Here is an 18601-nt window from a genome sequence, read left to right on the forward strand (position 1 = left end):
TCTTTTCGACGGGTAGGCCAGTTTTGAAATTTCGCGACGTTCATCCAGTAATCGTTCCCTTTCTTCGTTGGCCCATCGCACTGTTGCTGTGCGTGATGCTTGGATGTCGCGAGAGCGAGCCCAAACGCATTGTGCCAAAGGTGGAGGTGAAGCTGGAGGAAAGCGAGGCAGCAGCACAACCCAACGAGTTGCTTCGCAAAGCTGAAAAGGCGGTCACGCAGGCCGATTGGAAGAACGCGAAACGTTATTTGACGGACCTGTTGGTCGTGGAGCCGTCGCATCCGGCCGGGTTGTTTTTGATGGCTCGCGTGGAGGCGGAAGATGGCAATCTCGAGAACGCGATCGAGATGCTGAGCAACGTTTCGGACGAAGACGCCAAGTTCGGAATCGCGGCTTTGGGACAGCGAGGCGAATTCCTGCGGCAGGTGGGGCGAACTCACGAAGCCATCGAGGTTTGGAAAACGCTGCTGGCCAAACCAAGCGTCGCGAATGACCCGTTTGCCGATCAAATTCGCGATCAGTTGATCAGTGACCTGCAGCGTGTGGGACGTCGAATTGAAGCGGGCCGACAACTACGTTTGATGGTGAAACGTTCCGTCGCGACAGAAGAGCACTTGCGAAGCCTCCTGTACGTCACTCAGCCACCGAAGACTCGAGAGGCGTTCGCAAAGGAAGTCGAGTTGGAACGGTTGCGGATGGAAGGGAACCTGCCCGCCGACGCGAACCAGGACGACGCTGATTCGCAAAGCGGTTTGAACGCGGCGTGGAAGTCGCTGATCGAAAGGCGAACCCGCGAAGCCATTGGGTTGCTCGAAGAGGTGGTGAAGACGGAGCCGACGCTTCAGGCCCATGCGTTGTTGGCGTACGCCTATTCCGATTTACAGGACTTTGATCGGATGCGTGCCACTTTGTTGCAGGCGCGCCGCTATGAGGAGTCGGCCGATGATTTAAAATCCTTCCCGTCGTTCTGGATGGCGGTGGGTGCGGAGGCAAGCTACGAGCAGAACCTCGACGAGGCGATTCATTCGTTTGCGACCGCCATGAAGTTGGATCCGACTTCTGATCGAGCTCACGAGTTGCTCGCGTCGGCCTTATTGCTGGATGGCAAGGTTGATTTGGCAGAGGCGGTTGATGAACGCCGGTATTTGTTGGCCGGCCCGAGAGAAGCCTACTTGGCCATTGGACCCGGCCAGCCAGATGACTTGCGAGCGGGAAAGTTCCTGGTGGCCGATCTGTTGAAGTTGGGTGAAGTGGACCAGGCGTGTGCGTGGCGTCGAATCATTGCCAAACGCCAACGTGGCAAATGGGGAACCTCCGATGAAGTGCGGGAGCTGTGTCGACAATGGCAAGCCATCAGCGAAGACGAGATTCTCGACCGACAATTGGCTGGCGTTCGTCCGACGGAATTCGCGGCAGTGGATTTGGCTTGGTTGGAATCCGGATCGATTGAACAGCTCGATGGCAAGCGATCCGGAATGCCGAATGAATCATCGTATGTTCCGCCGCGTTTGGTCGACGTTGCGCCGGAGGTCGGTTTGGACGCGGTTTTCTACAACCGTGACGAACGCGTGCTGAAGCTAATGCGATTGCATGAATCGCTGGGACCAGGGACCGCAGCGTTGGATTTCGACCGCGACGGACAGGTCGATTTTTACGTCAATCAGGCATCGGGGGAGGCTCCGCAGTCCGCGGGGACGCGACCCAATCATCTGTTTCGCGGTTTACGCGGCGAGGCATCGATCACCTACGAAGACGTGACGGCTTTGGCAGGAGCCGATGATCGTGGGTACGGCGTGGGGCTGACGGTTGGTGATTGGAACCAAGATGGGTTTGACGATTTGGTGGTGGGGAATGTTGGTCGCAATCGATTGTTTTTGAACCAGGGCGATGGAAGCTTTTGGGAAGCGAGCGAAGCGATCGGATGGACGGCCGAGTCGTTCACGTCCTCGTTGGCAATGGCGGACATGGATGGCGACGCGTTGCCGGACTTGATCGAGATCAACTACGTCACAGACCCGCGCATGTACGAAGCCGTGGAAACGAATGGTTTGGGCTTGCCCACCAACCTGCCCGGTCCGAACCGATTTCGCGCGGCGTTGGATCGTCTTTGGTTGGGTGGGCCGCGAGGCAGGGTGAATGGCGTGACGCTCCGACGTGATGCGAAAGTGAATTTCGGAGAAGAGTCGGCAAAACCGACGTCCGGAGAGAATGACTTCACGGACGACGAAGAGAGCGATCCGCTGCTGGATCATTCGTTGCCCAAAATCGGCGACGATGCCTTTCCAGGGCTGGGGGTGATCGTCGGACAAATGGACGGGGCACCGGGACTGGAATGTTTCGTCGCGAACGATTCACGCCCCAACCAGTTTTGGAAAGTCCAGCGTGATGGCAACCTCGTCCAGCTCCAACAATTCGCGGAAACGATTGGTTTGGCGACCAGTTCGCAGGGCAAGACAACGGCGTGCATGGGAGTTGCTGCCGCTGACTTTGATCGCAACGGGTACCAAGATTTGGTCGTCACAAATTGGTACGACGAATGGTTGAACCTGTACCAGCAAACATCGCCGGGAATGTACCGAGACGTCGCCATCGCGTTTGGCTTGGACCGGTTCAGCGATCGACACGTCGGATTTGGAACGCAGGGGATCGACTACGACAACAACGGTTGGGTGGATCTGTTGATTGGCAACGGACACATCGAAGATCTGACGCACCAGTTGCTGCGTTTTCAGATGGAGACTCAGGTGCTGGTGAACCTGGGCGATCGCTTCGAACAGGCTGACATGGAGTCAGAAGTGGGCGGGTACTGGAGTGAGCCTCACATCGGACGCAGCATGACGCGTTGCGATCACAACCGGGACGGACGTTTGGACGCGTTGTTGTCTGACCTGCATGACCCGTTGGCGTTGCTTGAGAACCAAACTGAATCGCAGCAGCACTGGATTCAGTTTGTGTTGACCGCTCGAGATAGCGAACGTTTGGCCATTGGGACTCGCGTGGAAGTCCGGGGAACACCACTACCAAGCGTTGCCGAGCTCAACGCGGGGAGCGGCTACGCGGCGAGCAACCAAGCGATCGTCCATCTGGGACTGGCCGCGATGGAGGAGCCAGTCGACGTGCAAATCACTTGGCCGGATGGGACCAAGCAGCAACTCGAAGGTCTCGCCGTCGACCAACGTTACTTGGTGGTCGAGGGACAAGAAGTCTGGACCGACGAGTGATTGTTCATCGATGACCCGTCGAGGTGTATGACTACGATTTGCGAAGCCGCAATCGCTGCCAGGCGGGCCTCAACGGGTGATGCCTTTTTCGACGTTGGCGATGAGAATTGCATCGCCGAACGGATCAGTCGTTCAGGCCTTCAATCGCGACCACCGATCCGACGGGTTTGTCGAATTCTTCGCCCAATTGCGAGACATACAGACGCTTGTCGGGACCAAAGGCACAGGCGACGGGACCATTCAGCACCACGCCGGTTTCTTCCACTTCGGCGTCGTCCGCTTCGCCGAGGGTGGCGATCAAGACTCGGCCGGCATTGGTTTGATTGAGTGACCAGTTGTTTTCCGCCACAGCGAATTGGTTGCCTTCCATGTGTGCCAGTCCCATTGGATTGACCACACCAGGAAGCGTCCATTGATCGGTTGGCTTTTTGGTTTCCAAATCCCACTTCACGATCAAGCCGCCTGCTTCGCCGCCTTTGCCGGAATACAGCACGTACAGCGTGTTATCGTCGGCGACCACGGTTTGCATTGGCGAATTGACTTCGATGCCATTCTCATCAGCCGACAGCAATGGGGTCAGCTTTTTCGAAGCGATGTCCGCCGACAAAACCCATGACTTGCCGTCAAAGCCTTGGCCACACACGTAGGCGGTCTTCCCGTCCTTGCTCAGACTCATCCCGGTTAAGTTGCCTTCGCCTTTGTCAGCAGGATCGTCTGACGTCGGTGGCACGGCGTTGGTGGCTGTTCCTGAATCGGCTTTGCCGCCACCGTCGAAGAGCAACAAGGTTTCTTCGCCGTCCGCTTTCCCAGCGTCAGTGACCACCAACGTGGAACCGGACCAAACGGCTGACAAAGGACCGACGGCGTACCACTTCTTGCCTTCGTCGTTGGACTTCCAGTGTTCGGTGTCGAAACCGGTGATGTAGTTGGTTGGTTTGTCGCCTTTTAGGACAACCACCATTCCACGAGCGTCGCAAACGGTCAGTTCGCCATCGGGGCTGAAGCTGACGCTGGACGGATTGACCAAGCCACGCAGCACGGTTTGCACGGTGGTTTCCGCGTGGACGGAGCCACCGAGAGTTGCGGCCAGCCCAGCAGCGATAACCAATCGAGATGGGCGAAGAAACGAAGTGAGGCGGGAAAGCATGCAGTCGCTCTTGTGACAGGAAGTGAAGGAACAGATGGGCGGAGGCACTTGCGGACCGCCAACATCGATACGAGATATTCCAACCGATCTTGGTAGCAAGATGAACCCCCTGCGATTTGGATCAGAGGCAGCAAATGAGGTGCCGGGCAAACGATTGGTTGGCAGATGTTACCAAGTGGTTAAGTCACCGGCGGGGGCGACGGAACGGCCGAGGGCGTGTCGGTTTGTCCAGCGACGAGAAAGCTGACCCAGGTCACTGGCAGGGAAACGACGAGATAAAACTCACACAAACGGCAAACCGGGCGGTCCGCCTCGGAAGGACCCCAGCTATTCAACGCGATCAGCAAAAAGATGAAGCCTGCAAAAGCCGCTCCGCTGACGCCAAACAACGTGGCCACGTTCACCCGATTGCGGAATGCAAGGTAAGCCAGGATGAGCCCTGACACGGCAACGGTCGGCCCCATAAAAACGATGGTTTCAATTTCGTATTCCGCCGCAGCGACACCCGCAGCAATCAATAGCAACTGGAAGACCAACCAGCCACGAAGCCATTTGGATCCTCGCCGCAGTCGCGGAGGCAGCGAGGGCGTTGTTTGTGACGACGGAGCGTAAGGGTTGACTTCCATGGCCGCGATTCGGGAAGCGGAGAGCGAGGTTCAGATCTCGCCAGGAGCGTCATCCTACCACGGACCACGATTTGGAATACGAAGTCGCCCGGTCGGGCGAGATCATCCGACCACAGTAGGTCCGGTTCCACCGGACAACATTCATCGTGATGCGTTCGGTCCCGTAGGTCCGGTTCCACCGGACGAATTGCCGTTTACCTTTTTCCTTGTTTCTTAAAACGATCGCCATGGGAGAGTGTCCGGTGGAACCGGACCTACGGAATGAGGATCAGTTGCCGAAGCCACCTGGAAGTTGCATGCCCGGCGGCAGGCCGGCGGGTGGGGCTCCGGGAGCCGCCGCTTCGTTGGCACCTGGATCAACGAACAGCTCGTCGCGGTTGATCCGCAGTTGGCGATAGGTTGCCTCGGGAATGATGTAATACCAATCGGCGAAGCGAGCGTTCAAACGATCTTTGCTTTCGGTCCCGTAGGTCCGGTTCCACCGGACAACATTCATCGCGATGCTTTCGGTCGCGTAGGTCCGGTTCCACCGGACGATTGCCACGGTGACGCTTTCGAGAATCCGGGAAGACGTTGATGGGAGAGCGTCCGGTGGAACCGGATATACGGATTAAGAAAACAGCACGCGACGTGGGGGCGTCGCGTGCTGTTGGAATCGTGCTGCTGAGATGATGATCGGCGAGATCAATTGCCGAAGCCACCTGGAAGCTGCATGCCCGGCGGCAGGCCGGCGGGTGGGGCTCCGGGAGCCGCCGCTTCGTTGGCACCTGGATCAACGAACAGCTCGTCGCGGTTGATCCGCAGTTGGCGATAGGTTGCCTCGGGAATGATGTAATACCAATCGGCGAAGCGAGCGTTCAGGTCGGCCACACGGCGCTTGGCGGCGTTCAAACGATCTTTGCGTTCGTCCAGCAATCGCGTGTTGGCCTTCAAGATTTTCTCTTGCTCGGCTTCCAGTCGTTCTTGCTTTTCTTCTTCGGTCAGATCAGCGAACGTCAACTCATCACTTTCTTCCTCGGCCGGTTCAGCGGTCTCTTCGGTCGCGTCGTCACCAGCGGGCTCGAGAGCCATTTCCTCTTCGGTTTCAGCGGAGGCTTCCGTGGACTCCTCGGCGGACGCATCGCTGCTGTCGTCTGCGGCAGATGCGTCGTCCACGGGAGCGTCTGATTCGTCTTCGTCTTGAGGTTCCGCGCCCTGGCCTTCACCGGTCGCTTCGCCTTCATCGCTCACCTCAATCTCCTCAACCGATTCGGTCGCAGGTTCTTCCGTGTTATCGCCTTCGGAATCTCCCTCCGAGCTTTCTTCAGTCGACGTTTCGGCATCGGCTTCTTCGCCTTCCTTCATTTCAGGTTCGGCTTCTTCCGGCGACGCTTCTTCGGTCTCAGCGGGTTCGGCGTCCGTGCTTTCTTCGGTTGCTTCTTCCGTCGTTTCCTTCATCTCTTCGGCGGGAGCTCCCGCTTCTTCTGTTTCAGTCTCTTCGCCAACGCCCAGCATCGCTTCGAGTTCTTCGATGGTTTGCGGAACGGGTTGCAAATCAGGAGCGGGAAATTGCTCTTCGTTGACGCGAGCGGTGACCAACAGATAGCGGTTCACGCCACCGATGCTTTCTTCACCTTCCTCGTCGGATTCGTCGGACAAGCCTTCCACGTCACCGAATCGCAAAACGTATTCAACGCCTTCGTCGACGGTCACATTCAGCTCACCATTGGCAGACAAGACTTCGAATTCGCCGTCGGCACCCGATCCCACGGGGAAGAAACCACGTGTGTAAAGCGATTGAACCGCTTCGTTGTCCGAGACGAGTTCTTTGTCGGCACGCAGGTTGGCGCTCATGCCGTCGGGCTTGCGAACCACGTCGACGATTTTGAGGTCGTCGAGAGCATTCTTCATGTCGTTCAGCTTGTCGCTGTTCAGGTCTTTGTCGGCTGGCTTTTCGACAAGCTTCGGTTCAGCCATCGCGTTGTCAGGGTTGTACTCGAGCAATTCGTCGAGCATCCAGTCGGTGCCTTCCATCGTGAACTTGGCCGTGTAGTTGCGTTCCAAAGCCACGTTGCGACCGGAGATCGACGCCGAGTAATCCTTAATCACGGCTTCCTTGATGTCGATGCTGCTCATCTGCAGCAAGTCTTCCTCGATCCAATCTTGGAACTTGGTCGACAGCACCGAGTCGTCCATTTTGACGACGTAAACTGGATCTTGTCCCGGTTTTCGAACGTAGATCTTGCCTTCTTCGTTCTTGACCGGATTGCCAACGATCAGCGACGCCAGCGTCTGTTGCGATTCGTCTTTGAAGGTGACCAACCGTCCGACACCTGTGTCGCCGACTTCCAAATCCTCCAGCTTGGGTTCCACCACGCCGAGGGCTTCGTGGTCGCCTTGGTTTTCCGTTTGGATGTCGAGGATCGTCAGTCCGACCAATGCGTTGGCGGCGTCACGCATCTGCTCCACCGCATCGGCGGGGTAACCCTTGCGAGACGGGATCGTCCACTCGCCCGATTCGGCGTCCCGACGGACTTCGAACGTTCCCAATTGGCCCTGTTCTTCGTCAAAGGTGACGATTTTCAGGTTCGATGCCGTCAGCGGATCTTTGAACTTTTCAAACAGCGGTTTGCCCGCCGTGTTCTCGCCTTCGGTTTCGGTCGATGCGGGCCAAGCCACAAACAATCCGACAGCGAGCATGACAGCCGCGGCAGCCCAAAACGCTCCGGTTTTCTTTCCTTCGTTCACGATGGCAGTCTCTATGAAATTGTTTGAATGGTTGGGGAGTTATTTCAGTCGGCTCTTGCTGATGTTTTCACGTTCACGCAAACGTCGTGACGCGAAAACCATGATGCCGACGATCAACGGCGGGATGCAGGGCAACGCCACGGCAGCCGTTTTGACTTGATTCTGAATCGCGGTGACTTCTTGCTCCGCTTCTCGGCGAACGTCTTGGATCTTTTGTTCGCGTTCGTTCTGCAGCTTGGCTTGTTGAACGTCCAAGTTGCGTTGCTGGTTGGCTTGCTTGATTTGGAAAGCCGTCAGCTTTTCACGAAGCACGCTTTGCGGCACCGAACCGTTTTCGCGATCTTTTTGCAGTTCCTCGATCTCCTCGCGAAGCGATTGCAATTCCTGGTCGATCTTCTCCTGAGCTTCGCGAATCGTTTCGTCGTATTGCGTTTGGAATTCGCGGCTGCGTTTGCGAACCAAGCTGGCGGCTTCTTCCTTCACCGAGTCAATCATCCGCAAACTGGCGTAGATCGGTTCGTGGTTTCGAACATCGATGAAGCTGGTGTCGCCGGTCAACCAATCGATCACGTTCAAAGCAAACGTCACGTTTTGGAATTGGAAACGCATGTCCGAGATTTGGTCCGGATCAGCTCGGATCAACAAGAACTCGGGCAGGATGATGTCCATGTCAGCCACGTAGACGGCCTTCACGCCCGTTGCTTCTTCGCTGCCTTCGGCCGAGGTGTCAGCTTCGATGGCCATGGCGATCGGAACATTGGGGTTCACGCCTTGGATCTCTTGAGCCAGCGTTGTTTGTCCAGTCATGACTTGGCCGACGGTTTGAGCCGGCAAGGTTCCCGACAATGGGCCGGTTGAAAGCAACGCGGTGTGTTTCAGCGTCGCGTCTTTCTTCGCGTAAACCGCACCGCCCAAGATCGCGAGCACCTGACGCAATCCATCGGTGATCGGATTGGCGTCGCTGAGTGCTTCACCGGGTTGAACGCCACGCGCTTGTTCATCAATGAACAACCAAAGTTCGTTAGCGGTTTCCAAGTTGGGATAAGGATTGTGCTGTTGCCAAACAAGTTCGGGATTGAACATGCCTTGCATGGCGGCTTGCCCAGGAACGTTCAGTTCCAGCACGTCCCAAATTTTGCGGATGTCGCCTTTGGGTGAAGGTCCACCGCCGCCGCCGAACATGCCGCCAGGCGATTGTTTCGGATCACCGGTCGCGGTGACGTAGTTCGCACCGATGGGGCGTGGGTCTTCGAAGATTGCGGTGGGCACGCCGGCTTCGATAGCCGCGGTCAAACGATCGAATTGTTGCGGCGCCAACGACGAAGGCTGGACCGCCAACAAAGCGTCATACATGCCGGGGGTCACCGGGCCGGACAAGTCGACTTCTTCGACTTCATATTGTTTGGCGAGTTCGTCAATCAGCGGGTGTTTCTCGACTCGCTGCATCGACATGCCGTTCATCACGGTTCCGCCCATCAAACGAGCGTCGGTGGCAACCACACCCAATCGTTTTCGCGAACCGCGGGCGACGGTGTTGATACTGCGGACCAATTCGTACTCGACGGGGATCCCGTATTCGAAGATTGGCACGGTGACTTTTTCCAAGCCCGACCGGAACGCCGCACCCAGGATCAATTGCTTTTGTGTGTAAGCACCCTTTTCGCGGAACATTCGGGTGACGGGTTCGATGCCAAAACGATCCGCTGCCAGAGCGGCGTCTTCGCTGAACAAGTCGATGCCGTCGTACAAGTTGACTTCGATGGTGCGGCCGTTTTTGGCGGCTTCGCTGCGGAACTCTTTCAGCAAGTTCACCAGCTCATAACGAGTCTTCGCGTAAAGCTCGGGGACTTCTTTGCTGATGAACGCGTCGATCACGATCGGTCGATCGTCGTCCAGTTCGCGGATCAAAGTTTTGGTCGCGTCGGCCAGTGAGCTGACTTTGCCTTCCGTCATGTCGGCTCGCACGACGTCTTTGCTGCGGAACAACATCACGGCACCAACGGTGAAGATCACCAGTGCGATGGCTCGGGCAACGTAGTGCCACGCCATCGAGTTACCGTCTTTGCCGCCGGTCCAGTGACGACGTCCGATCAAGACCATGCAGACGTAGAGTGCAACCGCCGCGACCAGGATGAAGTAGATGATCGAGGACGAGCTGATCACTCCGCGGCCGAAATCGTCAAACGGACGAGCGATGCCGCTGTCGCGAACCCATTCAGCGACGCGTTGGCTGGGGCTGACCGAATCCGCCAGCGAAGCAAACGCGAGCGGTGCGTTGAACAGAGCACCCAGGATGAAACCGACGGTCAGGTTGCCGGTCAGGAACGATGCGATCATGCCAATCGCGATCATGGCCAATCCGACGAACCAGTAGCCCAGGTAAGTCGTGAAGATCAGGCCCGTGTCCAAGCTGCCTTCGGTGAGGATGGCCAGCGTCGTGAAGGTGCTGAGTTGGCTGAACAGCAACGAGGCGGTGAAAATCGCCGCGGCTGACATGTACTTGCCGATCACGATGTCAAAGTCATCGGCCGGCAATGTCAACAACAGTTCGTCGGTGCCCTGGCGTTTTTCTTCGGCCCAGATGCTCATCGTGATGGCTGGGATGAAGACCAACATGATCACCGGGAACCAGTAGTTCAGTTGGTCCAGCGTGGCCAAGTTCGAATTGAAGAACTCGTACGGCCAAAACGCGGCCACCGAGGTCAGGAACACGAAGATGCACAGGAACACATAGCCGGTCGGGTTGCTGAAATAGCCGATGAAGTTTCGCTTCATCACCGCAAAGGCGGCTTGTTTGGTGCGAGCCAAAAGGGACACGACCATCAGCAAGATCAGCAGAAAGATCGCGTCTTTCGTGAGCAGGCTGATCAAGGCCATCGAGACGTTGTTGAGCGCCATGGTGGTACTGGAGAACAGAGGTTGGGGAGCTGGGTTCAGGGGCGATGAATCGCAGACGCGGTCGCTGTCTTCGGTGAGCAGTGTCGCATCGGTGAACAGGGTCGCTTTGGTGAACAAGTCGGGAAGTTGCCCGAGACTTTTCACCAACGATCCAATCGCCGGGATCAATGTCAGAGTCTGTCTTGCTTCGAACCGGCGAGTGACCCGCGAAAGGTCACACGCCGGGAAGAGTCACTTCGAGGAGGCCGCTTCGGGTTCGGTCTCGGCTTGTCCGGTCAGTTGGTGGAACGCTTCGTCCAAATCACCACGACCGGTGGTTCGCAAACCATCCACGTCACCGTCGTAGACCATGCGACCTTCGTTGATCATCACAACGCGGTCGGCCATCGCTTCGACTTCTTGCAGAATGTGCGTGCTGAGCAAAATCGTTTTCGTTTCGCTGAGACGACGCATCGTTTTCCGAACGCCGCGAATTTGGTTGGGGTCCAAACCGGCGGTCGGTTCGTCCAAAATCAGCACGTCGGGTTCGTGCAGCAGAGCTTGGCTCATGCCGACCCGTTGCTTGAAACCTTTGGACAGCTTGCTGATCGGTTTGTACATCACCGACGACAGGTCGCAGATGTCCACCACCGCGTCGATGCGATCGCGTTTGATTCGCGGGGAAAGTCCGCGGGCATCGGCGAAAAATTCCAACATGCCCTTGGGAGTCATTTCGGGATACAGCGGCCCGTTTTCAGGCAGGTATCCCAGGCGACGACTGCCCGCGATGCGATCGTCCATCATGTTGTGACCAGCGATCCGAGCGTGACCTTCGCTCGGGGCGATGTAACCGGTCAGCATTTTCATGGTCGTGCTCTTGCCGGCCCCGTTGGGCCCCAAGAACGCAACCAATTCGCCTTCGCCGACGCTGAACGTGACTTCGCGTGCGGCCGCGAAGGGGCCATAAAATTTGCTTAGCCCCACCGCTTCGATCATGGGTTTGCGACCGCCCGGGGTGGAATCCGATTTGGATGCGGGGGAGGTCGTCGTGTCCGCCGTTGTGGCTTCTGCCATCAGTGTCGTACCCGTCTTCAATCGTGGAAGAAATGGATCAAGTCGCGCGGTGCTACGCGGCTGCGTCGCGTAAGGTTCGCAACTTCCATCCGCGGGCTCGGCGAATCAGAACGCGAATGAATCAGGCGAGGCCTTCACGCTGGATGATGACATCCGCACCGGGAGTCAATTTGCGAAGCTTGCGAGCGGCTTCGGCTTTTTCCATCGTGCCGGCTTTGACGCGTTGCAACAGGTTGGCGGTTTTCTTGCGACGAGCACGCAGACGGGCGATTTCACGACGACGTTCGGTTCCTGCCATGGGGATCAATTCCGTTGACTGAAAGGGTGAGAAAGAGGACCGGTGAGCGGTTGAAAACGTGTTTCAAACGGCAGCCCGAAATAACGGACCGGCGAGCCAACCGCCAGGCGAATCCGGCATTATCGTTGTCAAGGGTCGATGCGAAAGGGGGCAGTTCGCGGAATCAGCGGCTATCATTGGCGAGAATTCAGGCCGCACGCCCTGTGCGGTTTGGATCACCCCGCCTCAATTTGCCCTCCATCCAAGACTGAGCCCCACGCATGAATTTTTGTTCTGCCAATCCATTCACTCGCGGCTTCAATCGGTGCTCGATAATGAGTGTTGCCAGATGTGAGCGGCCACGTTTTTCGGATGCTCCGTTGGTTTTGGGGCTGCTTGGCGTTTTGGTGCTTGCCGGTTTCGATTCGCCAAACACCTCGGCGATGGAGCCTGCGGCCGGTTTACCTCGCGACACGCCGTCGGGGTTTGAATCGCTGATCGATGGTGAGCTGGTGGATTCGTGGGAAGGCAGCTTGGATGACTGGAAGCTCGAAAACGGTGTCTTGATCGGCACGACAGACGGCTCCGTAAAGGTCAACCGCTTCATCACCTCCTCGATCGATCCGGTTGAAGATTTCGAGCTGGAGGTCGATGTGTGGGTCAGTGCCAAAGGCAACAGCGGCATCCAATATCGCAGCGAGCTTCGCGAGGATTTGGGGCCCGCCGTGATGGTTGGGTACCAGTGCGATGTGGTCGCGAACACGCCAAAGTACAACGGCATGCTGTACGAGGAACGAGGCCGCCGAATCCTGTGCCACACCGGTCAGAAAGTTGTGACGGATGATCAGGGACAAGGCTGGGTGGTCGATTCGAAAACGCCGCCTGAGTTCGAGCCGGAAGCCTGGCACCGCTACAAGGTCCGCGTGGTGGGCAACCATCACCAGCACTGGATCGATGGGGTGAAGACCGCCGAGCACTTCGATATGGATCCTCGCGGGCGTTCGCTGTCGGGCCGAATCGGGGTGCAGGTCCACGTGGGGCCGCCGATGGAAATTCGCTATCGCAATTTCTTTGTGAAGCGATTGCCTCGTTCCGACGATTCGATGGTTGCATCGATGAACCTGCCGGAAGACGCGGAAAAGATCGTTCCACAGGGCGGATGGAAGAACGCGGGGCGACGTGACAGCAATTACAAACTGCAAGCGGCCGAGTTGCCAGGCACTCGTGACGTGCACCGGGCCGGGCCGATTTGGTTGGCGTCTCAGCCCGACGCGAAAGGGTTGGCTGCCGCGAAGGAAGCCGGGGTGACGCGAGTGATCACGCTGCGAAGTGAACGCGAAATCGATTTTGACGACGAAGCCATGGTGAAGGACGCGGGGCTGGAATTTCACGCGATTCGTTTCGGCGGTCACCAGCAGATGACGGACGCGAAGTTGGACGAGCTTCGCAGGCTGCTGCGATCTGCTCGGCCGGATGAGCAAGTGTTGCTGCATTGCGCGTCGGCCAACCGAGTCGGGGCCGTTTGGATCGCTCACCGGGTGTTGGACGGACGTCAGGCGATCGAAAACGCGGTCGCCGAAGGCAAGCGAATCGGATTGAAAGATCCCGATTTGGAATCCACCGCCATCCAGTACGTCCGACGCAAGCGGTGAGGCGTGAGCTGTGAGATGTGAGCAGAGAGGGCTGAGTGCGGAGCCGTAGGTCAGGCCCCGCCTTACGTGGTTGCTGGCTTGTGGACTGACAATCAGGGATAACGCCCTTCGTCGATCCTCTCGTAGGCCGGATGAAGGAGGCTTTGCGACGCACATCCGGCGAGGCTTGGTTTGCTCGTGCCATCACGATTGCCGGAGCTGCGCCGAGGCGGCTTGTTCCGGCCTACGGGTGGGGAGGGTGAAAGTGGGAAGAGATACAGGGCAGAAGGGGGCTTTTTGTGTGACGGTGCGCGGTTGTCAGGTGGGACCTGACCTACTTTGTGACCAAACGTGTCACGGGGGTGGCGATGATACGAACATCTAAGTTCAGATCCTCGTCACGCAAAATTTTGGGACGTTCACTATGTCAGTCGCCACGCTTTCTCCTGTTGCTGCTCCTTCAGCCTTTGTTCGTGGTGACGAATCCTTTGCCCGATCGCGGGATCGATTTTGCGAACGAGCGAACGCGAAATGGAGCCCTGAACGTCTTTTGCGGACTGCGATGGCGGACAGTGACCGCTTCGTCGTGCAACTCGACTACATGGATTCGAAAGGCAAACGCACACGCCGGACCGTCAGCCCCATCCGATTCACGGCCACGGATCGTTTCTTGGGACTGTGCCTGTGTCGTGAAGAGCCTCGGCAATTCCATTTGTCGCGATGCAGCAATTTTCAGTTGCTCGAAGCCGACGAAGTGGTCATGCCCGTCCCCATGATTGAACTGGGATCCTGATTAATCGGGGCGCCTGATCGAGCTTTGCTCGATTTCGAACGTTGATGGTCCACCAGCCTGAAATCGCAAGTCTGTAGACGATTTTCGCCTCGGCGACCCTTAGGTTATGATCGGCCCTGCTAAATTGCCGGCAGCGGCGACTTGCACGCCAATCGCTGGTGTCAAGTTCGTTCAGTCGCTGGTTTCTCTCCCCCGTTCACCATCCCGACGGAGCCCACCTCGATGCAACCTTCACGCCGTGGCTTTTTGAAAACCGGTGCCCTCGCGGGCGCGGTCGCTGGATCCAACCTGACCTCTGCTCAGCTGATCGCGGCGGAAGAAACGAAGAAACTCCGTTTGGCAGCGATTGGCGTGGGCGGTAGCCGAGGTCGTTACAACCGTGGCGGTGCGATTGCCAACGAAGCGTCCAAATTTGCCACGATGGTTGCCGTTTGCGATGTGGACGATCTGCACACCGAAGAGTTCAACCAGAAACACGGCGGCAACCTGAACAAATATCGCGACTACCGCGAGATGTTGGCGAAGGAAAAGCCAGATGTGGTGACGATTGGCACCCCGGATCACTGGCACGTGCCCATCGCAATCGCGTGCTTGGAAGCCGGCGCCGATGTCTACTGCGAAAAACCACTGACGCTGACGATCGACGAAGGCAAACAAATTCGCAAGGTCGTCGAGAAAACCGGTCGCGTGTTCCAGGTCGGAACCCAGCAACGCAGTTCAGGCAATCTGTTTCAAAAAGCGATCGCGATGGTCCAATCGGGCTATGTCGGCGACAACGTCAACGCTTACATCGCGATCGGCGGTGCTCCCGGCGGTGGACCGTTCGAAGCCACCGAGGCTCCCGAGGATTTGGATTGGGATTTGTGGGTTGGCCCGGCGGCGAAGGCGGACTACTGCGAAGAGCGACGCAAATACTTCCGTTGGTTCTTCGAGTATTCCGGCGGCAAAATGACGGATTGGGGTGCCCACCACATCGATATCGCTCAGTGGGCGTTGGCTCCCGGAGAAACCGGCCCGACTTCAATTCAGGGCACCGGCGAATTTCCTGAAAACGTCCCCGCGGACTTCAATTGGAATTCGTTCTTCAACGGCGAAGCGTCGCTGCCCAATGGTTACAACACCGCGATGAAGTTCAACATCGAGCTGAAGTTCGACAACGGTTCCAAGATGGTGGTGACCAACCACTACAAACGCGAAGACGAGAACATTGACTTCCCCAACGGGATCTTGTTCGAAGGCAGCAAGGGGCGGATCTTCGTCAACCGTGGGAAGCTGACCGGTTCCCCTGTGGATGCGTTGACCGATGAAGACAACGCCAAGCTCGACGCGAAAATCGCCGAGCTTCGCAAAGGAAAAAAAGCGATGAGCCACATGGGGAACTTTTTTGCCTGCATTGAAGAGGGCGGTCAGCCGATCTCTGACGTGTGGTCGCACCACCGCACAATGACCTCGTGTCACCTGTGCAACATTGCGTTGATGTTGGGCCGTGAATTGAAATGGGACCCGAAAGCCGAGCGATTCATTGACGACGAGCAAGCCAACGGGCTGATGAGTCGCAAATCGCGAGAAGGATTTTCAGCCGAAACCCACGCGGCGAGCTGAAATCCAGTCGATTTCGCGATCGATTGACTTTCATTCCTCTTGTCAAAACGGGGCCCAACGACGACACTTGCGGCCCCGTTTTCAAAATTCTGGCGTGAACACGCGAGTCCACTGGCGGACTTCGCGAAGGAACACGCCGCAATTCCCCCGCTGAACGTTGTTTCAACGGCATCGCACTCATGCGAGGCCCACTGGCGAAAAAGGGATTGCTGAATCGAGATGTACTGCGGAATTTCCGTGGTTTCTCGGCTCAGTGATTCACAATTTCGCGTTTGAAAACACAGCGTCCGGCACATCCGTGAAAGTCACGATGGCACGTTACACTGGGCCCAAAGCCCGCATCAATCGCCGCCTCGGCACCATGATTTACGAAACCGCCGGCGCAGCCCGTGCGATGGACCGTCGCCCGCAACCCCCAGGGATGCACACCCGCGGTCGCCGCCCCAGTAACTACGGTGCGGCTTTGATGGAAAAGCAAAAGATCAAGCACTATTACGGATTGGGCGAACGCCAACTTCGTCGTTACTTCGATAACGTTGGCCGTAAATCGGGCAACACCGGGGAATTGTTGTTGCTGATGTGCGAGCGTCGTTTGGACAACGTTGTTCGCCGTGTTGGTTTCACCAAGACTCGTCCGCAAGCTCGTCAGGGCATCGCACACGGTCACTTCCGCGTCAACGGCGTGAAAGTCACCAAGCCTGGTTACTTGCTGCGTGCTGGCGACCTGATCGAAGTTCGCGGCCGCGAAAACTTGAAGAACCTCTACCGTGGTGTGATCGCCAACTCACCTCCAGACGGACTGGACTGGGTTTCGTTCGACAGCGAAGCCCTGCGTGCAACGGTTCTGTCGTTGCCAGGTGCGGTTGACATCAGCCTGCCCGTCGACGCTAACAGCGTCGTCGAATTCTTGTCTCGCTAAGGCGTGGCAATTACCGTTCAAAGCACATCGGCCGCGTGGTTTTCACGCGGCCGTTTCCTTTCCCGAATCATCTCTTTTTGTTCTGGTTTCAATCATGCACGCTCCGGTTGTCGTTCTCGGTGGTGGCCCTGGTGGATACGCGGCGGCTTTCTTGGCGGCTGACGAAGGCTTGGAAGTCACAATCGTCGAAGCCGAACCGCGGCTGGGCGGCACCTGCCTGATCCGTGGATGCATACCCAGCAAGGCGTTGCTGCACGTCGCCAAAGTGATCAGCGAAGTCGAAGAACTGAAATCAGAATGGGGCGTCGAGTATGCCGGCGAACCGAAAATCGATGTCGACGTCGTGCGTGCTCGCAAAGACAAAGTCATCGACAACCTGACCGGCGGATTGGGCGGATTGGCCAAACGTCGCAACGTGACGGTCATCCAGGCTCGCGGCAGCTTTGTCAGCTCGAATGAACTGAAGCTCGAAGGCGATCACGAGTCCATCCCCGAAGGCGGCAAGCTGACCTTCGACAAGTGCATCCTGGCCACCGGCAGTGTTCCCGCCATGCCAGGTGCCTTTGACATCGGCAGCGACCGAGTCATGGACAGCACCGGTGCTCTGGCACTCAAGGACATTCCTGAAACGCTGCTGGTCGTCGGTGGTGGCTACATCGGTTTGGAAATGGGCACGGTTTACGCGCACCTCGGATCGAAAGTCAGCGTCGTTGAACTCGGCGAAGGTTTGCTGCCCGGCGCCGATCGCGACTTGGTCAAGCCGCTGGCCAAAAAAGTCGACAAGATGTGCGATGGTCGCGTGTTCCTGAACACCAAAGTCGGCTCGCTGGCCGAAGATGGCGACAAGGTGGTGGTGACCTTTGAAGGCCCAAACAAGTACGGCACCGAGTCCTACGATCGCGTGCTGATCAGCATTGGTCGTCGTCCCGTGAGCCAAGGCTTGGGGCTGGAAAACACCAAGGTCGAAGTCAACGAGCGAGGCTTCGTTGTTTGCGACGATCAGCAACGCACCGCCGACCCGAACATCTTGGCCATCGGCGATGTCGCCGGGGATCCAATGTTGGCCCACAAGGCCACCCACGAAGGCCGCGTCGCCGCAGAAGTTCTGGCGGGCAAGAACGTCGCGTTTGACAAAGCCGCGATCCCTGCCGTCGTGTTCACCGATCCCGAGATCGCTTGGGCCGGTTTGACCGAGGGCGAAGCCAAAGCCGCCGGTCGCAAGGTCGACGTTGAGGTTTATCCGTGGGCCGCCAGCGGTCGTGCTCAGGCGTTGGGTGTGACGAATGGTTTGACCAAGTGGTTGGTGGATCCTGAAACCCATCGCGTGCTCGGTTGCGGCATCGTGGGCACCGGAGCCGGCGAGCTGATCGCGGAAGCCGTGCTGGCGATCGAGATGGGCTGCGAAGTCACCGATATCACCGAGTCCGTTCACCCGCACCCGACCCTCAGTGAAACGCTGATGAACGCCGGGGAAGTCCACTTCGGAACCGCGACGGAAATCTACAAACCCAAACGGAAATAGGTTGGGGAGTGGAAAGGGGGCAGGGCCTCAGCGAAAAGGTTTGAGGTGACGGTGCGCCCATCTCGTAGTGGTCGTTCCGGCTCTATGTGTCATGCTGCGGATAGAGCGACTTGAGTTTGACTCGCGCATCTTCGGTGGTGAATCTCCAATTTGTGCCACGCTTTTTTGCGTTGCGATCGGATTGC

At 57.5% G+C, this 18601-nt stretch carries 13 protein-coding genes; 6 read left to right on the plus strand and 7 right to left on the minus strand.

Going from position 1 to position 18601, the window contains the following annotated elements:
* Positions 1 to 23 precede the first annotated feature (23 nt).
* Positions 24 to 3221 carry an FG-GAP-like repeat-containing protein gene (locus LOC70_RS06370; RefSeq protein ID WP_230252624.1) on the plus strand — a complete coding sequence of 1066 codons (3198 nt, stop codon included), beginning with the start codon at positions 24 to 26 and terminating at the stop codon, positions 3219 to 3221.
* A gap of 124 nt (positions 3222 to 3345) precedes the next feature.
* On the opposite strand, the gene LOC70_RS06375 is transcribed toward LOC70_RS06370, so the two are convergent.
* The 7 genes from LOC70_RS06375 to LOC70_RS06405 form a co-directional block, all read right to left on the minus strand.
* Positions 3346 to 4368, minus strand: a complete 1023-nt coding sequence (locus tag LOC70_RS06375) for a hypothetical protein (RefSeq protein WP_230252626.1) — start codon at positions 4366 to 4368, stop codon at positions 3346 to 3348.
* 179 nt (positions 4369 to 4547) lie between these two features.
* Positions 4548 to 4994 carry a hypothetical protein gene (locus LOC70_RS06380; RefSeq protein WP_230252628.1) on the minus strand — a complete coding sequence of 149 codons (447 nt, stop codon included), beginning with the start codon at positions 4992 to 4994 and terminating at the stop codon, positions 4548 to 4550.
* A 268-nt stretch (positions 4995 to 5262) separates the two neighbouring features.
* The gene (locus tag LOC70_RS06385; protein ID WP_230252630.1) at positions 5263 to 5538 is read right to left on the minus strand and encodes a hypothetical protein; all 276 of its coding nucleotides are present in this window, start codon (positions 5536 to 5538) and stop codon (positions 5263 to 5265) included.
* Positions 5539 to 5678: 140 nt separating this feature from the next.
* Entirely contained in the window at positions 5679 to 7721 is a 2043-nt protein-coding gene (locus tag LOC70_RS06390; protein WP_230252632.1) for a DUF4340 domain-containing protein, read from the minus strand.
* Between the two features lie 39 nt (positions 7722 to 7760).
* Positions 7761 to 10619 (minus strand): Gldg family protein, encoded by a 2859-nt coding sequence (locus LOC70_RS06395; RefSeq protein ID WP_255715629.1) that lies wholly within the window; start codon positions 10617 to 10619, stop codon positions 7761 to 7763.
* Positions 10620 to 10850: 231 nt separating this feature from the next.
* The gene (locus LOC70_RS06400; protein WP_230252637.1) at positions 10851 to 11672 is read right to left on the minus strand and encodes an ABC transporter ATP-binding protein; all 822 of its coding nucleotides are present in this window, start codon (positions 11670 to 11672) and stop codon (positions 10851 to 10853) included.
* Positions 11673 to 11793: 121 nt separating this feature from the next.
* The gene (locus LOC70_RS06405; RefSeq protein ID WP_230252639.1) at positions 11794 to 11970 is read right to left on the minus strand and encodes a DUF6800 family protein; all 177 of its coding nucleotides are present in this window, start codon (positions 11968 to 11970) and stop codon (positions 11794 to 11796) included.
* 314 nt (positions 11971 to 12284) lie between these two features.
* Here LOC70_RS06405 and LOC70_RS06410 point away from each other — a divergent pair, with 314 nt between their 5' ends.
* The 5 genes from LOC70_RS06410 to lpdA all read left to right on the plus strand — a co-directional run bounded on the left by LOC70_RS06410 (position 12285) and on the right by lpdA (position 18416).
* A complete protein-coding gene (locus tag LOC70_RS06410; protein WP_230252640.1) occupies positions 12285 to 13601 on the plus strand; it encodes a family 16 glycoside hydrolase in 1317 nt (438 codons plus the stop codon).
* Positions 13602 to 14004: 403 nt separating this feature from the next.
* Positions 14005 to 14373, plus strand: coding sequence for a WYL domain-containing protein (locus LOC70_RS06415; RefSeq protein WP_230252641.1), 369 nt, complete (start codon positions 14005 to 14007; stop codon positions 14371 to 14373).
* 222 nt (positions 14374 to 14595) lie between these two features.
* Entirely contained in the window at positions 14596 to 15975 is a 1380-nt protein-coding gene (locus LOC70_RS06420; protein WP_230252642.1) for a Gfo/Idh/MocA family protein, read from the plus strand.
* Positions 15976 to 16285: 310 nt separating this feature from the next.
* Positions 16286 to 16894, plus strand: coding sequence for a 30S ribosomal protein S4 (gene rpsD / locus LOC70_RS06425; protein WP_230252643.1), 609 nt, complete (start codon positions 16286 to 16288; stop codon positions 16892 to 16894).
* Positions 16895 to 16988: 94 nt separating this feature from the next.
* Positions 16989 to 18416: a dihydrolipoyl dehydrogenase gene (gene lpdA, locus LOC70_RS06430; RefSeq protein ID WP_230252644.1), complete on the plus strand. Its 1428-nt coding sequence runs from the start codon at positions 16989 to 16991 to the stop codon at positions 18414 to 18416.
* The last annotated feature ends 185 nt before the right edge of the window (positions 18417 to 18601 follow it).

It is taken from the genome of Rhodopirellula halodulae, from assembly GCF_020966775.1.
In the GTDB taxonomy this organism is placed as follows: domain Bacteria; phylum Planctomycetota; class Planctomycetia; order Pirellulales; family Pirellulaceae; genus Rhodopirellula; species Rhodopirellula halodulae.

Bases quoted from the DNA above. Each gene is read 5' to 3' on its own strand.
- LOC70_RS06375 (WP_230252626.1), bottom strand. From the start codon at position 4,368: ATGCTTTCCCGCCTCACTTCGTTTCTTCGCCCATCTCGATTGGTTATC.
- LOC70_RS06405 (WP_230252639.1), bottom strand. From the start codon at position 11,970: ATGGCAGGAACCGAACGTCGTCGTGAAATCGCCCGTCTGCGTGCTCGT.
- lpdA (WP_230252644.1), top strand. From the start codon at position 16,989: ATGCACGCTCCGGTTGTCGTTCTCGGTGGTGGCCCTGGTGGATACGCG.
- LOC70_RS06415 (WP_230252641.1), top strand. From the start codon at position 14,005: ATGTCAGTCGCCACGCTTTCTCCTGTTGCTGCTCCTTCAGCCTTTGTT.
- LOC70_RS06395 (WP_255715629.1), bottom strand. From the start codon at position 10,619: ATGGCGCTCAACAACGTCTCGATGGCCTTGATCAGCCTGCTCACGAAA.
- LOC70_RS06400 (WP_230252637.1), bottom strand. From the start codon at position 11,672: ATGGCAGAAGCCACAACGGCGGACACGACGACCTCCCCCGCATCCAAA.
- rpsD (WP_230252643.1), top strand. From the start codon at position 16,286: ATGGCACGTTACACTGGGCCCAAAGCCCGCATCAATCGCCGCCTCGGC.
- LOC70_RS06420 (WP_230252642.1), top strand. From the start codon at position 14,596: ATGCAACCTTCACGCCGTGGCTTTTTGAAAACCGGTGCCCTCGCGGGC.
- LOC70_RS06380 (WP_230252628.1), bottom strand. From the start codon at position 4,994: ATGGAAGTCAACCCTTACGCTCCGTCGTCACAAACAACGCCCTCGCTG.
- LOC70_RS06410 (WP_230252640.1), top strand. From the start codon at position 12,285: ATGAGTGTTGCCAGATGTGAGCGGCCACGTTTTTCGGATGCTCCGTTG.